This is a genomic window from Arthrobacter sp. NPDC058097 (assembly GCF_042884885.1).
Lineage (GTDB): Bacteria > Actinomycetota > Actinomycetes > Actinomycetales > Micrococcaceae > Arthrobacter.
The window spans coordinates 58699-80775 of record NZ_JBHVSZ010000017.1; the positions used below are offsets into that span (position 1 = coordinate 58699).

Consider the following 22077-nt stretch of genomic DNA (forward strand, 5'->3'; position numbering starts at 1 on the left):
CCGAATGTTCATTAGGTAATCCCATCGGAGGGGGTCGTGTCAAGGGTGCATGCCAGCCGGAGAGGCCCGGCCACGGCGATGACCACCAGCGCTGCCAGGACATGCAGGAGCGCCACGGTCCACCAGAGAGTGAGGTAGTCGGGCCCCAGCAGGGCGGGGAAGACCAGGGCGCCGGAGGTGTTGAAGGCGGCGTGGAAAACCATGCAGACGCCTACGCTCCCGCTGCTGTTGTAAAGCCAGGCCAGCAATACTGACTGCGCCAGGACCATGAGCAGGAACGGCAGCGGGGGCCGCTGCCCGGTGGGATCCGAGAGCAGCTCCGGCAGATGCCATGCCGCCCACGCCATTCCGAGGAGCAGCGCCGCAGACAGGGCCGGGCGGTTCTGCTGCATGAGCGGAAGGGCGTAGCCGCGCCAACCCAGCTCTTCGAAGAGGCCGACGGTCACCAGTGTGAATGCAAAGGTGCTCAGCAGCATGAACCAGCCGGGGTTGGGGCCGAGCTCAGGAGCGGGAGCGCCGCCGGAGACCGTGAGGCCTGTTGCCGCCGTCACCAGCAGGCACGGAAGTCCCGCGGCGGCCAGGTACCAGCGGCCGGCAACGCGCCAGCGGGCCAGTTGCCGGAGTAGCTGCAGCAGCTCGGCCTTGCCGCCGGCGAGGAAGGCTGTGATGCCTGCGGCCAGGGCGGGCCCGTACGGGATGAGGGGCGAGCTGTTCGGGTTGAGGAGCGTCAGCGGCCACACCAGCCAGGAAATGGCGAAGGCCAGAACGAGGAACAGCGTGAGCCGGTGGCCCGCGGGCCAGGTGGATCCTGCCGAAATGGCGGAAGCGCGGCCAGCGGTTCATCGGGACCACCATCGTTCAGGACGTTTGCAGCTCTGGACTCTGCTGTTCGGTGCCTTGCTGCGGATGGGCCGGTCCCGGGGCGCTGGCCCACTCCGGGTCCGGGACGGCGAATGTGCGCCGACGTGGCAATCAACACCATTGTGTGCTCCCGGAAGCGCGGCAACAAGTGAAAGTATGGGGGAGGGCGTGCCTCGGCGCGTCCAGTCAGAACACCGGCGCGTCCAATGCAGCACGTTCCACGCAGGAGCTTCCAACCAGAGGACAGATCATGGCCAAAGGGATATATGTCAGCGCGACCACCCCGGGATCGGGGAAGTCGCTCATAGCGCTGGGCCTGGCGGACACGCTCCACCGGCACGCGGACCGGATCGGATTCTTCAAACCCGTGGTCCATGGCGAGGACGCGGGCGCGGATCCGATGGTGGCGCTCATGAAGTCCCGCTTCGACCTGGACGACCAGCGCTGCCGCGGAGGGCTGACGTTCACCGAGGTCCGCGGCCTGCTGGCAGCGGGCAGGCGCGAGGACATCGACTCGCGCTGCGTGGAAATCTTCGCCGAGATGGGCCGGCACTGCGACGTGATCATCGTGGAGGGGACGGACCTCACGGGCCACGACGCCGCCGTCGAATTCGACCTCAACGCCCGCCTGGCCAACAACCTGGCCGCGCCCATCGTCGCCGTGGTGGGCGCCAAGGGGCGCAGCGTGGCGGAGGCCGCGGCCGCCGTCGACGTCGCCCGCAAGGAACTTGCCGCGGAGAAGTGCTCGCTGCTGGCCATGATGGTGAACCGGGCAGACCCGGAGGACGTGGACGCGATCATTGCCGCTGTGAAGCCGGGCGCGACCGGCCGGCCGGTGTACGTGTTCCCGGAACTGGAGGACATCGCCCGGCCCACCACCGGTGAGGTGGGCGCGGCGCTGGCACTGCGGCAGATCGCCGGCCAGGCGGACATGGAGCGGGACGTCCGTGACGTCAAGGTCGCCGCCATGAATGTGGGCAACTTTTTGAACGTGCTCGACGACGGTGCGCTGGTGATCGTGCCCGGTGACCGGGCGGACGTGATGGTGGCCTGCCTGGCGTCGTCGTTCTCGCCCGAGTTCCCGGTGCCGTCCGGGCTGATCCTCACCGGCGGACTGGCCCCGGACGCCAACATCTACCCGCTGCTGGCCTCCGCCCCGTTCCCGGTGTTCGCCACGGAGGATGACACCTACACCACGTCGCGGCGCGTGTCCGAGGTCCGCAGCGAAATCTGGAGCGGCCACCGGCGCAAGGTGGCGTCCGCGCTGGGCCTGTGGTCCCGGCAGGTGGACGAGGCCGAGATGCTCGAGCGCCTGCACCTGCCCCGCGCCGAGCGGATGACCCCGCTGCGGTTCCTGCACGACCTTATTGAGCGGGCCCGCTCGCAGCGCCGCCACATCGTGCTGCCGGAGGGCAGGGACATCCGGATCCTGAAGGCCGCCGAGATCCTGCACCGCCGGGACGTCTGCGACCTGACGCTGCTGGGCCGGGAAGCCGACGTGCGGGAGCTCGCCGCCAGCCGGGGCATCGACCTCGCCGGCATCAACATCGTGGACCCCGCCACCTCCGAGCTGCGCCAGGACTTCGCCGCGAGGTACGCCGAGCTCCGGGCGCACAAGGGCGTTGACCTTGCCCGGGCACTTGAGGTCATGCAGGACGAAAGCTACTTCGGCACCATGATGGTCCAGCTGGGCGTGGTGGACGGCATGGTCTCCGGGGCAGCGCACACCACGGCCCACACCATCCGACCCGCGCTGGAGTTCGTGAAGACCCGGCAGGGGGTCAAGATCGTTTCCTCCGTGTTCCTGATGCTCATGCCGGACCGCGTTCTTGTGTACGGCGACTGCGCGGTGAACCCGGACCCGAACGTGGAGCAGCTCGCTGACATCGCGCTGGCCTCGGCCGAGACCGCCTCCCAGTTTGGCGTGGAGCCCCGTGTGGCCATGCTGTCCTACTCCACCGGCGGCTCCGGCTCGGGGTCAGCGGTGGAGGAGGTCCGGCAGGCCACCGACCTGGTGCGTGAGCGCCGCCCGGATCTCGCCGTCGAAGGCCCCATCCAGTACGACGCCGCCGTGGACGCCTCCATCGCCGAGTCCAAGATGCCCGGCTCGTCCGTGGCCGGGCAGGCGACCGTGTTCATCTTCCCGGACCTGAACACCGGCAACAACACGTACAAGGCGGTGCAGCAGAGCTCGGGAGCGGTCGCCGTCGGGCCTGTCCTGCAGGGGCTGCGGAAGCCCGTCAATGACCTGTCCCGCGGCTGCACCGTGGAGGACATCGTGAACACGGTGGCCATCACCGCCATCCAGGCGCAGAGCCTGGCCGCCCCGTTGGAACCGTCCACTGAAACGTCCGCCGTTCCGTCCCCAGTTTCAGCAGCCAAGGCTTAGGAGGCCCCATGCTCGTGCTCGTCATCAACTCCGGCTCGTCCTCGCTCAAGTACCAGGTGCGCGACGTCGCCGAAGGCAGTGTCCTCACCGAAGGGCTGATCGAGCGGATCGGCGTGTCCAACGGCGGCCAGGGCGACGGCGAGGTGGTGGGCCCGGCGGACCATGCCGAAGCCCTGGAGCAGGTGGACGCGGCCATCCACGACGTGCTGGGGGACCGGCAGCTGGACGCGGTGGGCCACCGGGTGGTGCACGGCGGCGAGCGGTTCGGCGAGCCCGTGCTGATCAACAACGAGATCACCCGCGCCATCGAACGGCTCAACCCGCTGGCGCCGCTGCACAACCCCGCGAACGTGCTGGGCATCCGCGCGATCACCAAGAAGTGGCCGGACATGCCGCAGGTGGCCGTCTTCGACACCGCCTTCCACCGCAGCCTGCCCGAGCACGCCTGGCGCTACGCCGTTCCCGACGAGCTCTACACCAACCACGGGATCCGCCGGTACGGCTTCCACGGGACCTCGCACGAATACGTGACCAACCAGGCTGCCGCGCTGCTGGACATCCCGGTGGAGGAGTTCGACGGCGTAATCGCCCACCTCGGCAACGGCGCCTCTGTCACGGCGATCCGGGGCGGCAAGTCCGTGGACACGTCGATGGGTTTCACGCCGCTGGAGGGCCTGGTCATGGGCACCCGCTCCGGCGACCTGGACCCGTCCATCCTCGTGTTCCTGGCCCGCACCGGCTGGAACGCCGAGGACCTCGACTCGATGCTGAACCGCGAGTCCGGGCTCAAGGGCCTCGCCGGCAACAACGACATGCGCTCGGTGGTGGAGGCTGCCGAGTCCGGCAATTCCCGCGCCGCAACCGCCCTGGCCGTCACGTCCTACCGGCTGGCCAAGTACATCGGCGGCTACCACGTGGCCGTTGGCGGGGCCAAGGCGCTGGTGTTCACGGCCGGGATCGGCGAGAACTCGCACCAGTTCCGTGCCCTGGTGGGGGAACGGCTGGGTGCGCTGGGCATCGAGCTCGACGCCGGCCTGAACAGCGGGCGGTCCAGGGAACCCCGCGTGATTTCCACACCGGCCTCCGCCATCCCCGTGCTGGTGGTGCCCACGGACGAGGAGCGCGCCATCGCCGAGGCCACCGCGGACGTCGTCGGGGGTTAAGTCTGCCGAATGCTCCGTAGATGCCCTTATCAGCCCGGAAAACGGCATCTACGGAGCAACCGATGGGAATCAGCGGGGCCAGATGTCCTGCCAGGCGAGGCGTTCGGTGAACTCGGCTGCGGGAAGGGGCCGGCTGAAGTAGTAGCCCTGCCCGCTGACGCAGCCGGTGTTCCGCAGGTGCTCGGCCTGCTCCGCGTTTTCCACGCCTTCCCACACGGCCTCGAGGCCGCAGGCCCGGATGAGCTGCAGGATGGCCGCGATCAGGGCCGGCTGCGCGGGGTCGCTGCCGAGGGCCGTGAGCAGTGTCCGGTCCACCTTGACGCGGTCCACGGGCAGCCGCCGCAGGTAGCTGATGGACGAGTAACCGGTGCCGAAGTCGTCGATCTCCAAGCCCACGCCGAGCTTCCGCAGGCTGGCCAGCGTATATCGGTCGAGCTCGTTGCCCTTGATGATGTCGCTCTCGGTCAGCTCGAGGACAAGGAGAGCCGGCTCGAGGTTGGCGCTGGTCAGCGCATCCCGGACGTCCTCGATGAACTCGAGCCGCTGCAGGTCTGCCGCGGACACGTTGATGCGCATGTCGAAGTTGTGGCGGCCGGTCTCCGGGGAACTCCGCCAGCGCCGCAGCTGCTCCACGGAATTCTTGAGCACCCAGTTGCCGAGCTCCGAGATGAGGCCCGTCTCCTCGGCGATAGGGATGAATTCGTCGGGCATGATCAGGCCGCGCTTGGGGTGTTTCCAGCGGACCAGGGCCTCCACGCCCTCGATTTTTCCCGAGGCAAGCTCGATGACCGGCTGGTAGTACAGCACCAACTGGTCGGTGGCGATGGCCTCGCGCAGTTCCCCCACCAGCTGGTTCCGGAGCTGCCGGGCGTGCAGCATGGCCGGTTCGAAAACCCGCAGCTTGTTGCGGGCGTCGGCCTTGGAAGCGTACATCGCGATGTCCGCCTCCATGAGCAGCTCCTCGGACGTTTCGCCGGGATCCGCAATCCGAAGTCCCAGGCTCGCGCCGCAACGGATGGTCTTGCCGTCCACCTCCAGGGTCGTGTTGAGCGAGTCCAAAATGCGGTTGCCGACTGCGGCCGCCTTGGCCGGCGTGGTGGCGGGGAGCAGGACGGCGAACTCGTCGCCGCCAAGCCTGGCCACCATGTCGCCGTCGCGCACGCATGAACGGATCCGTGTGCCCACCGTGGCAAGGACCTGGTCGCCCATGGAGTGGCCCAGTGAATCGTTGATGCTCTTGAAGGCGTCCAGGTCCAGCAGCAGCAGAGCCGGCGGCAGCCCGCCGTCGGCCGCCTCGGCCTGGGCCGCGTTGACGGCGCTGACCAGCGCCGAGCGGTTGTAGAGTCCCGTCAGGGAATCGGTGAGCGCCATCTGTTGCAGCTCTTGGTGCGCGGCGTTGAGCATCCGCGTGCGGGATTCCACACGCTCCTCGAGCTCCTGGTAGATGATCTGCAGGTCCTCGGCGAGCAGGTTGGTGCCCATGATCACCGCGTCCAGTTCGTCCCTGGCCTCGGAAATTTCAATGCGGGCGTGGAGTTCCCCGGCGGCCAGCCGGACGATGCCGTCGAGCAGCTTCCCGAGCCGGGGATCGTCGTTAGAAAACATCGTCAAGTCGGCTCAACCAGTCGAGGGCGTCGTTTTCGGCGGTGAAATAGCGGGCCGGCACTGAGCTGAATTCGCCGCCCAGCAGGAAGTGCCCCAGCAGCCTGTCCACGGGGGATTCGCCCAGGATCGCCCACGCGGACACCGAGGGGATTGCAGCGTAGGCTGCTCGCGCTGCGCGGTTTACGGACTTCACGCCGGTCAGTTCAAGTACGACGGCGACCCTCCGGTCCACGGCCAGCTCACCAAGGCGGCGGTACAGCTGGGCTGCCGCGGTCTCGTTCAGGTCGGCGCCGCGGGGAAGGACCGCCTTGACGGCGAGGTCGGGCAGCACGGTGAAGGTGACGACAGGCACGGGAGCGGGGCGCGCCGAGGACTCCGGCTGCAGCGCTGCGGCACCGGGAAACACTGTCGCTTCTGGCATTTACCCCCCCTGGAGAAATTGCTGTTGGCGCCGGTCCGAAGGCTCCGCTGAGGCGATGAAACCACGGACGGTGGCGCTACGCTCCGGTGCAGCAGCTGTATCGAACAGCGTAGCCGCCTCGTCAAGCATCTGCAGAGATTCCGCCTCGTGTCCCTGGGCCATCAGCGCTTTGCCAAGGATGAAGGTGGCCTCCGCCGCTGTCTGGGTGGCGAGGATGGGGAACTTGCTGCGCAGCGGGGTCAGGAGGTTTACTGCCGTCTCCATGTCCCCGGTGAGGTAGTACCAGTGCGCACGGACCAGCGACATCTCCAGGATGTCCCTTTCGCTGCCGCCCACCACTTCGGTGGCGAGCTCGGCCCGCTCGATGCAGCGCAGCGTTGCGGCGTCGCCCAGCTTGGCCTGCAGGCGCATTTCCGCGGAGGCCCGGTTGAAGCGCGCCCACAGGTCGACGTCCTGCGAGGGGGAGAGCTTGCCGGCGGCGAGGTCGTGGTAGTGGCCGCCTTCGTTGACCCGGTTGCTGAGGAACGCGACGTTGCCGATCACCCAGTAAGCCTTGCCGGCAGTATCCTCGTCCACGTGGTCGGTGAGCAGCGACTCAAGGTCCAGGCACTCCAGCCAGGCGTCCTCGTGCCGCCCGCTTTCCGCGAGGGCGGCGATCAGGGCCTGCTGGGCCTGGATATGCAAATAGACGTTTTCGGAGTCGCCGGCCACGAGGCGGGCGGCGGTGGTGGCGGCGTCCACTGCTTCGGGGAGCCGGCCCAGGCCCTGCAGCGAATGTGCCAGCAGGGTTGCTGCCCGGGCGCCCAGATCGGGGGCGGAACCGGCAACGGGATGGGCTGCCAGGCTGGCTGCGAGTTCCTGGCACTCCTGGATAGACCCCTGGTTCCGAAGGCATTCGGCCTGCAGCAGGACCATCTTCCACCAGCGCACTTCGTCGCCGGACTCCTGCGCCAGTTCGGCGGCGTGCCCGGCCTCGGCGTATGCCGCGGGGTAGTCCCGCCGTTTCCAGCTTTCGCGCGCAGCCAACTCCGCGATCACGAACGGTGACAAGTCGCGCTGCATAGGCATGCTCCCAATTATCCATAATCCGGCCCACGGTGGCCCTCGGAAGGGGGCTGAACTCCGCTTGTTACGGCAATTGCAATGGGCCTGGGGAAAAACATGGCTTATCCTGCGGAATTGACAGGAAATGACTTGACCAAACCTTGATCCAGTGACCGTATACTGTCGCCCGTAATGTGTAATTCGGTTCACGGCTACAAACGACGAAAGGGACAGCGGATGAAGAAACTTGCCGCAACACTTGTTATGACCGGCATCCTTGCAGTGGCAGGTTTCGCTGCTCCTGCAAACGCCGCACCGAAGGAGAAGGACACCACCACGTCCTCCACTTCGAACAGCGAGGTCAACTACGCCACCATCGGCTGGTGGCCCAACTAAGGTTGGCAGTAGCTAGCCGGAATTACGAAAACCGCCCCGGACCTGCTGGTCCGGGGCGGTTTTCGTTTGGGTCGGGACGGACGACGCCGGTCAATCGCCCAAGCCGGTCAACCCGCCGGCGCCGGTCAGTCGGTTTGGGGCGCGCCGGCCGCGTCGTCGCCGTCGGCCTCGTCGTCGTCAATTTCATCGGACTGGGGGCCGTCGACCGGCAGGTTCACAGAAACGGTGGTTCCCTCACCCAGCACGGAGGAGAGGTCCAGCGAACCGCCGTGGCGACGGACGATGTCGTGCGCAATGGCCAGACCGAGCCCGCTGCCCGGGATGGCCGCGGAGGAGGCGTTGGACGCCCGGTAGAAACGGGTGAACACCTGCGCGATTTCCTGCTCCGGAATCCCGACGCCGGTGTCCGTGACGTTCACGACGGCACACGGGCTGCCGGCTTCCGAGGCTGCCGACATGAAGCTGATGCTGATCCGGCCGCCTTTCGGGGTGAACTTGATGGCGTTGGCCACGATGTTGGTGAAAACCTGTTCCAGCTGCGCCTCGTCGGCCTGGACCTTCACGTCCTCGTGCGAGTCGGCTCCGGTGATGGTGACATTCCGCGAATCGGCGAGCGGGCGCAGTGCAGCCACAACTATCCGCAGAACCTGGCCAAGCTCCACCTGCTTGAGGTTCAGGTTGCCGGAGGTGTCCTGCTGGGAGACGGTGAGCATGTCCTCGATCAGCCTCCGGAGGCGGTCCGAGTTCCGCGAGATGACGTCCATCATGGACAGGATGCCCGGCGGAACGGGGCCGCCCGCACCGTCGCGGATCATGTCGAGGTAGGCCGTGATGGAGGTGAGCGGCGTGCGGAGCTCGTGATTGACCGTGGCCAGGAAGTCCGTTTTGGCCTTGTCCAGCTCGCGGAGCTGCTGCAGCACCTGGAGCTGAGCGCTGATCAGGTGGCCCTGGATGAGGCTGTGCGCCAAGTTGCCGGCCACGTGCTGGATGAGCGCGATCTCGGCCCTGGTCCAGTCGCGCCTGCCGTCGAGCTGCGCGATCCAAATGATCCCCAGGGCCGACTCGCCCTCTCCCACCGGCAAGGCAACCGACGCGCGGACGGAGTCCAGGCCGGACCACTCCCGCAATCCCTCGGCCAGTGGCGCGGACTGGTCCATCTGGTGATCCGGAACTGCCAGCGCCTCGGCGGCTGACCACAGCGAGGTGGTCTGCTCGCGGGCCTCGTCCTCGAACGCGCCGAGCGTGTCCGGCAGCTTCGCGTGGCCGGACAAGGACCACTGGGAGCTGATCCTGGGCACCCGTGAATCCTGAAAGGTGGTGAACCAGACATGGTCCACGCCCAGGGATTCGCCAAAGCCGCGGACCAGGTGGCCGGCCATCTGCTGCGGGCTGTTGGTGCCGCGGATGGCGGCGGAGACGTTGCGGAGGCTTTCCCGCAGGAACTCGGCTTTGGCCCGGATCCGGCGGCGTTCCCCCGCGCGGCGGATCAGGGTCTCCACCCGGCGTGTGAGTTCGCGGGCGGGGGCGTCCCGGGTGATGTAGTCGGCGATGCCCCAGGACTCAAGCCGGGCAAGATCGAAGTCGCCGCCGAGGTCCACCAGCAACAGCACGGGTGTGCCTTCCCACCGGTAGCCGTCCGTGAGCACCGTATCAAGAAGGACGACGGCGGCCCGGTCGCCTTCCAGCTCCTGGGCGAGGGATCCGGCGTCGGAGGCCATACGGACCGTGAAGCCGGCGTCCTTGAGCACAGACGCCACGGAATCCAGACGGGCGGAATCCGTAAGCGCGACCACCGCCTCGCGAGGTGCGGAGGCATACTCCGCAGGTGCCTGGACCATGTGCCCCCTGTGTTGCGAGTGCCTTTTGAGGCTACCGTGATTTTGGACTCACATTATCAGTAGGCGGGCCCATGGCTGCGTCCCGGAGGGATGTACCTTGTTAGTTGTCCACGTTTAGCCACCGCGGAGGTTTGATTTGAATTCCCACAGCACCGGACGGAATACGCTGTTCAACCTCGAATTGGATGCCCACGGCCTGCTGCGGCTGACCTGGGCCAGGGACGCCAGCATTACCGAGGCGGACGCCGAGGCTGCCATGGCGCAGGTCAACGCGCTCTGCGGCGACAGCCGTCGTCCCATGCTCGTGGACATGGCCACCACTTCGGATGTGAGCCGCGGAGCCCGAGCCGTGTGGGGCCGTCCCTGCCAGGCCTCACGAATCGCGCTGCTCGGGGCGTCGCCGGTGGACCGGGTGATCGCCAACTTCTTCCTGGGCCTCAACAAGCTCCCGTGCCCCACGAAGTTCTTCACGGCCGAGGCGGAGGCGCTCACCTGGCTGAAGGTCGGCTAGTTACCGCTGCCCTGGCGCACGGCACCGCTGAACGTGGATGTGTCCCAGGCAACATATATTTGAATGATGCTCTCGGCGCTCAAGAAATACCTGCTGCTTCCCAAACTGGTGAAGCTGTCCTCCAACGCGCCCAAGGACCCCAGCGTGGCCTGGGACGAGTACTGGGGCGGGATCGGGGCCACGGGGGCGCGCGGCGACGTCCTGTGGGATTCGGGCAGCGATCACGAATTGCAGGCGTATCTGGAGCACCTGACGCGGCAGTTGGACCCCAGCCTTCCGGTCGTCGACGCAGGGTGTGGCAGTGGCGTCTTTAGCCGAGCCCTTGCGGCCCACTTTCCGCATGTCGTGGGAGTGGATGTGTCGGCCAACGCCGTCGCACGCGCAGCCGCCGAATCCGAAGGACTGGAGCGGCTCTCCTACATGGCGGCCGACATGACGGTGCCCGCGGGCACGCGCGCCGTGACCGAAGCCCTGACCGCGGCCGGGTACTCCGGCGAAGCCAACATCTTCATCCGGGGCGTCCTGCACGTACTCAAGAAACCCGCGCAGGCAGCCCTGGCCGCGCAGTTGCATGCGCTCGTGGGCAAGCGGGGCCGCGTGTTCCTCGCAGAGACGGATTTCCGCGGGAATCCGATTCAGTACGTCAGCCACCTTGGAGCCACGCTGCAGTCCATCCCCGGGCCACTCGAGAAGGCCATCCGCGGACTGCCCATGCCCGGCCGTTTCGGCACGGAGCAGCGCCGGCGGGCGTTTCCCGAGGCCAACTGGGACGTAGTGGAGGACGGCCCAGTGACCATTGAAACCAGGCCCCTCACATCAGCTGACCGCCCTGAACAGATCCCGGGCTACTTCGCGGTGCTCCAGGCCCGCTGAACCGCGAGAAGTTCGCGCCGGCGTCCACCTGCCCTTCGAAGTGCCGATTTACCAAAAGTGGCCGCCCGGTGAGCTCCAGAGCGGCCACTTTTGGTGAAATGGCGGGGCAGGGTCCTACGGAGGCGGCCATTTCTGGGAAAACGGCGAGGCGCGGACTCTACGGGGAGGCGGCCTCCGGGGCCGGCGGTGCAGACGCGGTGCTGCCGGGAGCCGTAGTCGCCGGCCCCGGGGCCGCGCCCGTGGGAGCAGGGGCAGGAACGGCGGGAACCGGCGTCGTTCCCGTTCCGGGCGCCGAAACCGCGGGGTCCGCCGTCGTTCCCGGCGAAGGCGCAGCAGTCGAGGGAACAGCGGGCGCCGGCGCACCCGGCGACTGCACAGCCGGCGATGGCGAACCCGGCCGGGATCCCGAGCCAGGATTACTGGCCCCGGGCGAAGGAGAGGCGCCTGGCGACGGACTCCCCGCGCCGGTCCCGGGCCTGGCACTGGGATCGGTCCGGACGATCTCCATGAGCCGTTCCTTGTAGGCGGTCAGCCGTCCCTCGATCTCGGAGAGCGGAACACCCTGCAGCGTGCGTCCGAACTCGGCGATTTCCTGCCACAGCGCATTCAGCCGGGCCATGCCGTCCGCGCTGAGCGGCCCGTCCAGCGTGAGTACCAGCTGGCTGGCGAGGGCGAAGGTCAGGCACCGGACGCAGTTGTAGTTCGCAGCGGCGGAGAGATTTTCGGGTACCACAACGTCGGCCTGGCCCACGATCAGCACCACCTGGAACCCGACGGCCACCGCCGCGCAGTCCGCGCAGCTGGCGAATGCGTAGGCCTCGTTGCGGGTGTCCACCGGTCCGTCCTCGGCCCATACCAGTGCGAATGCGACGTCGTAGGTGACTGATCCGTCGGTGGTGTTCACCGCGAGTGCCTGGTTGCCGTCCTCCTCCGGCACTGGGGGCTTGTCGAAGGGAAAGACCCACGACGGCGGCGTGCCGGCCCGCGCCGGAGCGTCGCCTTGGCCCGGGTCCGTTGCGTTGTGGCCCGGCTGGCCCGGCTGGCCGGGCGCCGAGGCCGATTCCGCCCCCTCCCGCGGCACGAGGACCATGCTGAGCCGCGGCTGCTCGCGGGTGGGCAGTGCCGTGCCGTCCGGCCAGAGTGCCACCGTCTGACCGGTCCGGCCTTCCCGAAGCACGCCGTCGCCACCAGCCAGGGCGGGCAAGACGGCGGCCGTGGCGTCCGCGAGTGTCCCGCGTTCGTAGGGCTGCACCGGGCGGTAGGTGCCCGGCAGCGGCCACCAAGCCCAGGCCAGCCCGGCGGTGACGGCGCCGACCGCCGCAATGGCGATGGCGCGCTGCAGCGGCTTGCCGCGGGTTTTGGTCCAGAGCCCGGTGATGAGCTGCCGCGCCAGCCGGAGCAGCATATAGACGACGCCCACCACGGGAAGGACGACGGCGGCAATCGCCAGGAGACGCACGGCTCCGTCGGCAAAGTTTCCCTCGGCAAGACCGGCGGAGAGCAGGGCCATCTGGTGCTGCAGGCTCGCCCACGCCGTGCCCAGGAGCCGGGGGAAGGAGATGACCATCAGCACGAGGCTCAGCAGCAGCAAAGGGACGGTGACCAAAACCCAGGCCGTGATGACGGCGCGAGCCCACGGCCTGAGGGCCTGCGCCTCCGGTTCAGGCTTGCCCCAGCGCCACGGCAGGAGCCCGAGCAGCGTGGGGCGGATCCGTTGGAAAAGGTCGGGCACGCCCGTGACGTCCGCCAGGATGTGGTACCCGTCGAAGCGGACCAGGGGAAGCAGCTGGCGCACCATCTGCAAGATCTGCGTGAGCACCACCAGGAGCAGTGCATCGAAACCCGTGGCCCACCAAACTCCCATGGTGGCGGTGGCAACGATGGCGTTGAAATACAGCCCGCCGATATCCGTGCGCAGCCTGCCGCCGCGGCCCAGCCGGTAGGAATCGGTGACGTCCGTGTAGAAGGCGGGCCAGACGAGGTAGAGCCCGGCACCCATCACGCCGGGTGTGGCCCCGCCCCGGCGGGCGGCCGCCGCGTGGCCGAACTCGTGAAAGCCGGCCGACAGGACCGTCACGACGAAAATCAGCAGTAGCAGCCACGGGTTCGCGAAGGCCTCGTGCGTGGCGGAGGCCAGGCCTTTGACCATCAGGACCCACCAGCACGAGGCCAGGAATCCCGCGGCCACAACCGCCACGATGAGCGGATTGAACAGCACTGCGAACGGGGCCGTCAGCTTCCGGGTGCGCTCCGGGTCCGTCACGGTGTACCGGAACCGCATGCCGAGCAGCGGGTTCGATCTGCGCACTTCCGGCTGCGATCCGTCCGCCAGCTGCAGGAGGCCGAGCGGCAACAGCTGCCCCTCAACCAGGGTCCTGACGTTGTCCGCGCTGATGAGCCGGCCGGAACGTGAACTGGCTGCCTCGGCGATCTCATCGATATCCCGCACGCCATCAATGGAATCCAGGACATGGAAGAGCAGCCGCGTGAGCTGGATGGTCTGGCCGTCGGCGCGGCGAACCAGCGAAGGTGCCTCCCGGTAGCCGGACCCTTTGGCCTCGCCAATGAGCTGGATACCCTCCGCCCTCACCGGGACCTCGCCTCGGTTGGTGTCAGGGCTAATTACGACGGCGGCCCGGGATGCCTGGGTGGGGAACGGACCTGCCGCCGTCGAGACTTCCGCCGGGGCTGCGGAGGAGGCATCCGCCGTCGGGTCTCGTGTCGGGCTTGGCTCCGGAGACGGACCGGGTGAGGGTGTGGGGGAGACCAGCGGGCCGTCCATGCCGGACGGCCCGCTGCGTTTGGCGCTCATTCAGGAACTACTGCTGCAGATCCGACTGCTGATCTGCCGACGCGGTGGCCTCGCCGTCGATGTCCTGCGTGATGATGGCGTCCTGCTGGGCCACGGCGAAGGCGTCGCTGTCGATCGAGCCGATGTTGGCTGCAACGGCGGCGTCGATCGGCGCGGCGACGTTGGCGTTTGCGGCCACGGCACCGTTGATCGGGGCCGCGATGTCGGCGTCGGCCGCGAGGTCCACATTGACGTTAAGCAGGTCGCCGTCGAGGGCTGTGGACGGATCGACGGGAAGCGCGCCTACACCTGCGCCGTCGGTGATGGCGCCGTCGGGGACTGTACCGTCGGGAAGCGTGCCGTCCGGCAGAGCAGTAGCCGCCGGCTCCGCTGTGGCAGCGGCAGTGCCAGCCCCAGCCGCGTCGGTTCCGGTTGCAGCGGGGTCGGTGCCAGCGGCGCTGTCCGACGTCCCGCCGTCGACCGTCCCGCCGTCAGCGCCCTGGGTGATGGTGCTGTCCTGCACGGAGTCTGCGGTGGCATCCGCGGTGATTCCCTGGTCGATGATGACGCCCTGGTCGGCGAGGGCCTGCGACTCCGAACCGAAGGACAGGACATTCGCTGACGCCGCGGCATCGATCGGGGCTGCGACGTTGGCGTTGGCGGCGACGGCAAGGTCGATCGGTGCGGCGGCGCTGATGCCCAGGTCGAGGTCGGCGTTGAGGTCGAGTACGGACGCGACTTCCTTGTCCGGCAGGGCGGTGCCTGCCTGCGCATTCAGTTCGTCGTCGGAAAGCGGGGTCAATCCCTGTTCATTGCTCACGCTATGCTCCAGTTCCGGCGTCGGATTCCCAGCCCCCAGCGGACAGGTGCACCGAGCCCGTATGCCCGTCAATAGTAAGCAGGATTACTATTTTCTGGAAACACCGGCCCCGAAGGAGGGAATTCCTGCCCACGTCCCCGCCGGTGCCACCGACTGCTCTCCGCCCAATGCCGCCATCGGCGGTTACTTCAGCCCGGCGCCGGGCAGCAGCTCGGTGGCCCTGAGCGAATCCGCGATGAACCCGTAGTCCCAGGCCCGCTCGCGCCACTGCACGTAGCGGCCGGAGGCTCCGCCGTGGCCGCCGTCCATTTCGATCTTCATGAGGATCGGCTCGCTGCCCCTGGTCTTGTTGCGCAGCTCCTGCACCCATTTGGCCGGCTCCACATAGAGCACCCGGGTGTCATTGAAGGACGTCACGGCCGCGATCTTGGGGTAGGCCACCTCGCGGACGTTCTCGTACGGCGTGTACGACTTCATGTACTCGTACACCGCGGGATCGGTGATGGGGTTGCCCCACTCCTCCCACTCGAGAGCCGACAGCGGCAGCTCCGGGTCCAGGATGCTGGTGAGGGGGTCCACGAACGGAACCTGGGCCACGATGGCCGCGTACTTCTCCGGCGCGAGGTTGGCCACAGCGCCCATGAGCAGACCGCCGGCGGACCCGCCCAGCGCGGCGATCCGGTCCGGCGCCACCCAGCCGGACTGAGCCAGCCAGTCCGTGGCTGCGATGAAGTCCGTGAACGTGTTTTTCTTGCTGAGCTTTTTGCCGTCCTCGTACCAGTGACGGCCGAGTTCGCCGCCGCCGCGGATGTGGGCGATGACGAACACAACCCCGCGGTCCAGCAGCGAAAGCCGGGCGATGCCGAAGCCAGGGTCCATGCTCAGCTCATACGAGCCGTAGCCGTAGACCAGGCCTGCCGCCGTCGAATCCTTCTTGACGGCTTTGTGCCGCAGCACCGACAGCGGGATCCGGGTACCGTCGGCGGCTTCGGCCCACTCGCGGGTGGCCACGTAGTCTGAGCCGTCGTAGCCGCCCAGCACGGGGCTTTCCTTTCGCAGCAGCAGTTCGCCCGCCGGCTGCTCCGGGGTGGGCAGCACGAAGTCATACACCCGCGACGGCGTGAAGTAGGACGTGTAGCCCAGCCGGATCACGGGCGCCTCGTAGTCGGAACCGCCGACACCCGCGGTGTACAGTTCCTCGTCAAACGCCGGTTCCACCGGAGCCTGCTGGGCGGCAGTCCCCAGCCCGGTCAGCGACATGACCTGCACGCGCTCGATGGTGTCCTTCCGGATCGAGACCACGAGGTGCGTGGCGGTGACCCCCGCCCCGTTGACCCTGACGTCGTCGGAATGCTCGACGACGGTGACCCAGTCCTGCTCGGCCAGCGGCTTGGCCAACTCGGCCGGGTCCGCCAGCGAGACCATCGAGTTCACGGCGTTGCGGTTGTGGGTGATGAGAAGGCGTTCGGTTTTCTGCCCGTCCGGGCCCTCGAGCAGGAACGGCTCGGCCTCGTAGAGCACGCGTTCGTTGCGGGAAATGACGGTGGACAGGCCGGCGTCGGGGTCATCGAAGCGCAGCAGGCGTGTCTCGCTGTACTCGGAGCAGCCGATGCCGAGCACGAGGTGGCGCCGGTCCGACGAGAGTTCGAAGCCCAGCCACATGGCGGCGTCGTCCTCCTGGTAAATCACCTCATCGTCGGTGACAGCTGTGCCCAGGACATGGGACTTGACCTGGTACGGCCGCCAGGAATCATCCACCACGGTGTAGAAGATGCGCGTGCCGTCCGGGGAGAAGGACACGCCGTAGAAGACGTTCTCGATGACGTCCGGCAGCAGTTCGCCGGTCCGCAGGTCCTTGATCCGCAGGGTGAACCGCTCGTCGCCGGCGTTGTCCACGGCGTAGGCGTAGAGGTTTCCGTCGATGGTGACGGCCGTGCCGCCCACCGAGAAGAACGGCTTGCCTTCGGCTTCGACGTTGCCGTCCAGCAGGACTTCCTCGCCGGGAATTTCGACGCCGGCCTCCACCTCCGGGGGAGTCCAGTCCGCCACAGGATTGCCCGTGTTTTGGGCGCGGACGCGGCACTGGATGCCGTACTCCTTGCCCTCGACGGACCGGCTGAAGTACCACCAGCCGTCCTTGCGGTTCGGAACGGACAGGTCTGTCTCTTTGGTCCGGCCCTTGATCTCCTGGAAGATCGCCTCGCGCAGCGGTTCCTGGTGTGCCGTGAGGGCTTCCTGATAGGCGTTCTCCGCCTTCAGGTGCGCCACGACCTCCTCGGACTCCTTGTCCCGCAGCCATTCGTACTGGTCCACGAAGGTGTCCCCGTGGTGCGTGCGCTCGATGGGCACGCGCTTGGCGACGGGCGGCCGGGGCGTGGCAACGGCAGGCGAGCTTTCGGGTTGCTGCAGCGGAGTGTGGGTCATTCCCTCAATATATAGAGCCGCCCTGACATTTGCGCCGCCGTTCGCTACCGGGGGAGAAGCTGGCCTTTTGACGCTCCCCGCAGGCCGGCGGGGGTCCTGTGCGGTCGGCGGCCGGGGACCTGTCCACACCTGGGCGCCGGGCGTATCCTGAACTCGCGTCAGCAAAAAGGAACCCACATGAGCCTTCGAGGGGGAAGCATGACCATCCCGCCAGTGCACGAACCAGAGCCGTTCCCGCCGGAGCCTGGCCCCGATCCGATGCGGCCGGACCCGTCCCGGCCCGCGCCACCGAATCCCGTTCCCACGCCCGAGCCGCCCGGCCCGCTTCCGGTGCCGGATCCCGGGCCCGCGCCGCTGCGCCCCGACCCCACCCGCAGCTGAGCTGCCTGCCTGCCTCGCCGTTCGCCGTCGTCGAGCACGTGACGCCAATGGTCCGGGACGCATCCAAGCGTCCCGGACCATTCGCCTGTCCGGGGACCGTCCGCCTCCCGGGCCCGCGAAAAGTCCCATTTCTGCAACATTCGAAATTTTCCTGTTACCTGAGTCACATGCAGGCTAGGGTTAGACCCGGTCGCAGCGTCGCGGCCGCGCATGAGGGGAGAAGTTTTTGAACCAGAAGCTCAAGGTACTGGTCCGCGTGGACCTCGACTGTGGTGAGGCTCAGGTCGCCGCCCAGGGACATGTAACCGCCCAAAGCATCCAAGCTCTTTACGTCGTTATGAAGCGCGCCAACCACCTCCGTCAGGGCCTGCAGCTCGTCGTCGATGTCAGCCATGCCCGAGTCGAACCCGTCGCACTTGAACAGTTGCGGGAATGCTCCAAAACGCACCACCTGCCGCGTTCCATCGATCCGCAGCAGTCCGAATGCAACCTCCGCGTCCTGGCCCCGGCCGACGGCGGCATGGGCGCCGCTGATGGCCGCTTCCCCGTGGCAGCGGCTGCTTGAGGCGAGATAACTGAACTGAACCTGGACTGAGGCCCCGGACTCCGAGCGGAGTCCGGGGCCTCAGTCTGTTATGAACCGCCGGGTCAGACGTCCGGGTTGGGATTTCGCACGTCGCGCTCGCCGATGTCCGCCGCACCCAGAACCTCGACCGCCGGGCCGTGCACGGCGTCGTGTTCGCGGACGCGCAGCTCGGGATGGTGCAGGTCCAGGGCCGGCCGCTCGGAGCGGATGCGCGGCAGTGAGGTGAAGTTGTGCCGCGGCGGCGGGCAGGATGTGGCCCACTCGAGGGAGGCCCCGAAGCCCCACGGATCGTCGACCTCAACCCTTTCCTTGCTGCGGGCCGTGATGAAGACATTCCAGAAGAACGGAATGAGCGAGGCGCCCAGCAGGAACGAGCCAATGGTGGAGAACTGGTTCATGGCCGTGAAGTTGTCCTGCGGCATGTAGTCCGCGTAGCGGCGGGGCATGCCTTCAACGCCAAGCCAGTGCTGGATCAGGAACGTGGCGTGGAAGCCCACGAGCAGCATCCAGAAGTGGATCTTGCCGAGCCGCTCGTTGAGCATCTTGCCCGTCCACTTCGGCCACCAAAAGTAGAATCCGGCGAACATCGCGAACACCACGGTGCCGAACACCACGTAGTGGAAGTGGGCCACCACGAAGTAGGAGTCGGAGACGTGGAAGTCCAGCGGCGGGGAGGCCAGGATGATGCCGGTCAGGCCGCCGAAGAGGAACGTGATGAGGAAGCCGATGCTCCACAGCATGGGGGTCTCGAACGTCAGCGAACCGCCCCACAGGGTGCCGATCCAGTTGAAGAACTTCACGCCGGTGGGGACGGCGATGAACATGGTCATGAGCGCAAAGAACGGCAGCAGCACGGAGCCGGTGACGTACATGTGATGCGCCCAAACCGTGGCCGACAGGGCGGCGATGGCGATGGTCGCGTACACCAGGCCCTTGTAGCCGAAGATTGGCTTGCGGCTGAAGACCGGGAAGATCTCGGACACGATGCCGAAGAACGGCAGCGCGATGATGTACACCTCGGGGTGCCCGAAGAACCAGAACAGGTGCTGGAACAGGATCGCCCCGCCGTTCTCGGGGTCGTAGATGTGGGCGCCGAAACGACGGTCCGCGCCGATGGCGAAGAGGGCCGCGGCCAGCGGCGGGAAGGCCATGATTACCAGGACGGACGTGATGAAGACGTTCCAGGTGAAAATCGGCATGCGCCACATGGTCATGCCGGGGGCGCGCATGCAGACAACAGTGGTGATGAAGTTGACCGCGCCCAGGATGGTGCCAAAGCCGGACAATGCCAGGCCGAAGACCCACAAGTCACCTCCAATGCCAGGGGTGAATGTGGTGTTGTTAAGGGGCGCGTAGACCGTCCAGCCGAAGGACGCGGATCCCTGCGGGGTGATGAAGCCGGAAACCGCGATCGTTGACCCGAACAGGAAGAACCAGAAGGCCAGTGCATTCAGCCGGGGGAACGCGACGTCCGGCGCACCGATCTGCAGCGGCATGATCACATTGGTGAAGCCGGCAAACAGCGGGGTGGCGAACATGAGCAGCATGACCGTGCCGTGCATGGTGAACAGTTGGTTGTACTGCTCCTTCGTCACCAGAACCTGCATGCCCGGTTCGAAGAGTTCGGCGCGGATGAGCAGGGCCATCACACCGCCGAGGCAGAAGAAGACGAAGGACGCGATCAGGTACATGTACCCGATGGTTTTGTGGTCGGTGGAGGTGATCCACTTGACCACCATGTTCCCTTTTTTACGGGGCACCACCATGGGAGCCTCGGTGGCGGTGGTGGTTGCTGGTTGCTGATATGCGGTCATCGTCTGCCACTCCCCGGCATCGCGCTTCGACGCCCCGTGTGGGGCGAGGGTGCCGGCCGGACCGTGAGCGGTTCACAGAACCGACGGCATCAGGATAGCGCCTGCGGCACCCCCGCAAAAGGTTTACTGGTTAATGGCCCGTGGCGGGACCGTGTACCCGACCCTCCCCCGACGGCCTGGGCGGCCCGTTGCAGCCGGGACCTTGCACCGGCCGCACTGCCCATAGTGGTCATGGCGACTACTCCTTCAAATGAAATGGGTGAAACGGGAACTCACTGTGGTGCGCCTTGTTGAAAAGCTCGTCGTCGGCGGCCCCTAGACCACGGTTTTGTTTCCGCGGCGGCGTCGCCAGATAAAGACGACGAGGAGAGTGATGATCACTACCGCCGCGATTACATACGGGGCATATTCGAGGCGGTTTGTCTCCGACTCTGCCGGTTCTCCCGTGCCTGGGTTGGCGGGAGGCTCGGACGGGGTTGCGGACGGGGACGATGTTCCCGTGGGGGCGGGTGTCCCGGCCGCCGTCGACGTGCCCGCCTGAACCGGCACGCGGCCAGTCGCCGGGACGGCGGACGCTGCGAGCGAACCCGGGACGGATGCCGCATAAGCCGGCCCGGCGAGCCAGAACCCGGCACCGGCAAGGGCAAGTATGGAGGTGAAAGTGGCGAGCAGTCTGCGCATAGGGTCTCCTGCGGTTGTCCGAGTGCGGGCATGAATATAGTAAGCATGATTAGTATCCGGAATTAAGTACCCTTTGTAACTAGTTGGCGTCAGTTCAAGGGCGGCCAGTTCAAGAGTGAGTCCCGCGTCGGGGGCCGCACCGCCGGATTCAGTTGGCGACGCTCAGAAGGAGATGAACTCCACCAGCTCGCCCACCCGGTCCTCCGGGTAGTTCCTGGCGATGTCGGCCTGGCTGAGCATTCCCACCAGGTCGTGGCCATCGATGACCGGCAGCCTCCGCACCTGGTGCTGCTGCATGGTCCTGATGGCGTCCTCGATGGTGTCGTCGGCGCCGATGGTGACAGGTTTGCCCTGGGCGAGATCGCCGGCTTTGGTGCTCTTGGGGTCCCCGCCGTCGGCCAGGCACCGGACCACGATGTCCCGGTCGGTGAGCATGCCCTTGAGCCGGTTGTCCTCGCCGCAGATCGGGAGGGAGCCGACGTCGAGATCCTTCATCCTCCTGGCCGCCTGCTCAAGGGTCTCGTTGACGCCGATGCACTCTGCCCCGCCGGTCATGATGTCGCGTGCCAGGATGGACATTCCCGTTCTCCTCAACTTTGGTGCCCGTACGACGGCGGGCTGCCGCCGCTCCCCGCCAACCTCACCTTCCGGGGTCGTTCAGTCCGGTACTTCCATTTGGAATCCGCAGCCGCAGCGCAGCAGCCTGGTGGGCAGGTGTACATCGTGGATGGTGCGGTGCCTGCCGAGCTCTGCGCCGTGGATGCTGCTGGTTCCCGAGCTGACCGAGGCCATCGGCATGCCGCAGTGGAAGTATTCGCCGCCGAACTGGAGTACGCCCATCACCTGGCCGTGACGGTTCAGTACGCCTGCGACGTCGTGCACCCCGGCCGGGTGGGCGTAGAAGTGGTCACATTCGACGCAGGTGTAGGACACGTCCACCATGCCGTCCTGAGGGGGATGCAGGGCCTCGATCGATTCGACGATCAGGTGCTCATCAGTCTGGCACTGGGAACACCACAAGGGAACGCCGGAGGGGCGCTGCGCTTCGCCGGGCAGATGGGCGTTGGAGATAGTCGTCATTGACGTGCTCCTGGTTAGGGGGCATCGGCGCCCGCTGCTTGAGCTCAATCCCACGCTTAAAATACTCCCGGCCCGCCGGGGCGGGCAATAGTACCCCGAGCCGGCCGGAACGCGGTCGGGACAGCCGGCCCGGCCGCCGTCGTGTGCCCTTAAATCGATGCCTTGACGGCCCCAGAATCCGGCGGAAAAAACGTGCCGGAACCCTTGTGGCAGGGTGCGGCCGGTGCTATAAAACATCTACAGCCAGCCGATGCGGCTGGCGGTGAACGGGAGGACCCGGGGCCTTGATTAGGCTGCCTGAGGGGCGGTTAGCCCGGGAGCACGCCACCGCGCCAAACAGCGCACGGCAGCAGCATCCGGATCCTCTCGCGGACGGTCTCCGGCTCAACGAGCGGAGGC

General features: G+C 67.1%; 19 protein-coding genes. 7 read left to right on the forward strand and 12 right to left on the reverse strand.

Annotated features, from left to right (window positions below):
• Positions 1-11: 11 nt before the first annotated feature.
• Positions 12-740 (reverse strand): CPBP family intramembrane glutamic endopeptidase, encoded by a 729-nt coding sequence (locus tag ACFVTE_RS22330; protein ID WP_387104454.1) that lies wholly within the window; start codon positions 738-740, stop codon positions 12-14.
• 371 nt (positions 741-1111) lie between these two features.
• On the opposite strand from ACFVTE_RS22330, the gene pta reads away from it, so the two are divergent.
• Together pta and ACFVTE_RS22340 are read left to right on the forward strand one after the other, a co-directional pair.
• On the forward strand, positions 1112-3250 hold the full coding sequence (gene pta / locus ACFVTE_RS22335) for a phosphate acetyltransferase (protein WP_387104456.1): 2139 nt from the start codon (positions 1112-1114) through the stop codon (positions 3248-3250).
• An 8-nt stretch (positions 3251-3258) separates the two neighbouring features.
• On the forward strand, positions 3259-4413 hold the full coding sequence (locus tag ACFVTE_RS22340; RefSeq protein WP_387104459.1) for an acetate kinase: 1155 nt from the start codon (positions 3259-3261) through the stop codon (positions 4411-4413).
• A gap of 69 nt (positions 4414-4482) precedes the next feature.
• Here the strand turns inward: ACFVTE_RS22340 and ACFVTE_RS22345 are convergent, their stop codons facing one another.
• The 3 genes from ACFVTE_RS22345 to ACFVTE_RS22355 are packed head-to-tail and all read right to left on the reverse strand — an operon-like array spanning position 4483 to position 7507.
• Entirely contained in the window at positions 4483-6018 is a 1536-nt protein-coding gene (locus tag ACFVTE_RS22345) for a putative bifunctional diguanylate cyclase/phosphodiesterase (RefSeq protein WP_387104524.1), read from the reverse strand.
• A complete protein-coding gene (locus ACFVTE_RS22350) occupies positions 6008-6439 on the reverse strand; it encodes a hypothetical protein (protein WP_387104462.1) in 432 nt (143 codons plus the stop codon). Before ACFVTE_RS22350 ends, ACFVTE_RS22345 begins: the two co-directional genes overlap by 11 nt.
• A complete protein-coding gene (locus ACFVTE_RS22355) occupies positions 6440-7507 on the reverse strand; it encodes a hypothetical protein (protein WP_387104465.1) in 1068 nt (355 codons plus the stop codon).
• 213 nt (positions 7508-7720) lie between these two features.
• On the opposite strand from ACFVTE_RS22355, the gene ACFVTE_RS22360 reads away from it, so the two are divergent.
• Positions 7721-7879: a hypothetical protein gene (locus ACFVTE_RS22360; protein WP_331572277.1), complete on the forward strand. Its 159-nt coding sequence runs from the start codon at positions 7721-7723 to the stop codon at positions 7877-7879.
• Positions 7880-8004: 125 nt separating this feature from the next.
• Here the strand turns inward: ACFVTE_RS22360 and ACFVTE_RS22365 are convergent, their stop codons facing one another.
• Positions 8005-9717 (reverse strand): ATP-binding protein, encoded by a 1713-nt coding sequence (locus ACFVTE_RS22365; RefSeq protein ID WP_387104469.1) that lies wholly within the window; start codon positions 9715-9717, stop codon positions 8005-8007.
• 136 nt (positions 9718-9853) lie between these two features.
• Here ACFVTE_RS22365 and ACFVTE_RS22370 point away from each other — a divergent pair, with 136 nt between their 5' ends.
• Both ACFVTE_RS22370 and ACFVTE_RS22375 read left to right on the forward strand, forming a co-directional pair.
• Positions 9854-10228, forward strand: a complete 375-nt coding sequence (locus tag ACFVTE_RS22370; protein WP_387104471.1) for an STAS/SEC14 domain-containing protein — start codon at positions 9854-9856, stop codon at positions 10226-10228.
• 66 nt (positions 10229-10294) lie between these two features.
• Complete coding sequence (locus tag ACFVTE_RS22375) at positions 10295-11101, forward strand: methyltransferase domain-containing protein (protein ID WP_387104526.1); 807 nt, start codon at positions 10295-10297, stop codon at positions 11099-11101.
• Positions 11102-11258: 157 nt separating this feature from the next.
• On the opposite strand, the gene ACFVTE_RS22380 is transcribed toward ACFVTE_RS22375, so the two are convergent.
• The 3 genes from ACFVTE_RS22380 to ACFVTE_RS22390 all read right to left on the reverse strand — a co-directional run bounded on the left by ACFVTE_RS22380 (position 11259) and on the right by ACFVTE_RS22390 (position 17136).
• Positions 11259-13913 carry a hypothetical protein gene (locus ACFVTE_RS22380; protein WP_387104473.1) on the reverse strand — a complete coding sequence of 885 codons (2655 nt, stop codon included), beginning with the start codon at positions 13911-13913 and terminating at the stop codon, positions 11259-11261.
• Positions 13914-13920: 7 nt separating this feature from the next.
• Positions 13921-14712 (reverse strand): peptidoglycan-binding protein, encoded by a 792-nt coding sequence (locus tag ACFVTE_RS22385; RefSeq protein WP_387104476.1) that lies wholly within the window; start codon positions 14710-14712, stop codon positions 13921-13923.
• Between the two features lie 183 nt (positions 14713-14895).
• Positions 14896-17136, reverse strand: a complete 2241-nt coding sequence (locus tag ACFVTE_RS22390; RefSeq protein WP_387104478.1) for a S9 family peptidase — start codon at positions 17134-17136, stop codon at positions 14896-14898.
• Positions 17137-17334: 198 nt separating this feature from the next.
• Here ACFVTE_RS22390 and ACFVTE_RS22395 point away from each other — a divergent pair, with 198 nt between their 5' ends.
• Positions 17335-17517 (forward strand): hypothetical protein, encoded by a 183-nt coding sequence (locus ACFVTE_RS22395; protein ID WP_377997570.1) that lies wholly within the window; start codon positions 17335-17337, stop codon positions 17515-17517.
• Between the two features lie 226 nt (positions 17518-17743).
• Positions 17744-18082 carry a hypothetical protein gene (locus ACFVTE_RS22400; protein WP_387104480.1) on the forward strand — a complete coding sequence of 113 codons (339 nt, stop codon included), beginning with the start codon at positions 17744-17746 and terminating at the stop codon, positions 18080-18082.
• An 83-nt stretch (positions 18083-18165) separates the two neighbouring features.
• On the opposite strand, the gene ctaD is transcribed toward ACFVTE_RS22400, so the two are convergent.
• From ctaD to ACFVTE_RS22420, 4 genes are all read right to left on the reverse strand, one after another.
• Entirely contained in the window at positions 18166-19917 is a 1752-nt protein-coding gene (gene ctaD, locus ACFVTE_RS22405) for a cytochrome c oxidase subunit I (protein WP_387104481.1), read from the reverse strand.
• Between the two features lie 315 nt (positions 19918-20232).
• Entirely contained in the window at positions 20233-20598 is a 366-nt protein-coding gene (locus tag ACFVTE_RS22410) for a LuxR family transcriptional regulator (protein ID WP_387104482.1), read from the reverse strand.
• Positions 20599-20760: 162 nt separating this feature from the next.
• Positions 20761-21177, reverse strand: coding sequence for a CBS domain-containing protein (locus ACFVTE_RS22415; protein WP_387104485.1), 417 nt, complete (start codon positions 21175-21177; stop codon positions 20761-20763).
• A 78-nt stretch (positions 21178-21255) separates the two neighbouring features.
• Positions 21256-21678: a hypothetical protein gene (locus ACFVTE_RS22420; protein WP_387104488.1), complete on the reverse strand. Its 423-nt coding sequence runs from the start codon at positions 21676-21678 to the stop codon at positions 21256-21258.
• Positions 21679-22077 lie beyond the last annotated feature (399 nt).